We start from the raw sequence: 392 nt of genomic DNA on the forward strand, positions 1-392 counted from the left end.
ACCTTCCGATCATTGACAAATCACCCTAAAAACTACAACTTTTTTATTTATCAAAATAATTCCTATTTTTATCGATTGTTTAACAAAGATTCAAATTAATTTTTATGATTAAAAAACTACAAACATTATGCATAAGCCTTGCGCTCTGCATAAATGGCTTTGCCATCACCCACAACATCAGCGTCGATGCCATAGGCAGCCCAGCCAAGGCGGCGTTCAGCCAAACGGAAGTTTTTGTAGCTCCCCAAGACACCGTTATCTTGACCAACAACACTAGCGTGCTTATTTCCTTGGGTATCCCAGGAGTGCCCCTCAGCCTTCCCATCCGTGCTGGCTACAATTTTGAATACATTGCGCAGAGTGTTGGCTATGGAACTGTAACTATTACATTG

The 392-nt window shown here is 41.1% G+C and carries 1 protein-coding gene; it reads right to left on the reverse strand.

Annotation, left to right across the window (positions count from 1 at the left end):
* Positions 1-125 precede the first annotated feature (125 nt).
* A partial coding sequence (locus tag D7Y13_RS46730) for a hypothetical protein (RefSeq protein WP_158626274.1) occupies positions 126-392 on the reverse strand: 267 nt, incomplete at its 5' end.

This window comes from Corallococcus praedator (assembly GCF_003612125.1).
Classification (GTDB): Bacteria; Myxococcota; Myxococcia; order Myxococcales; family Myxococcaceae; genus Corallococcus; species Corallococcus praedator.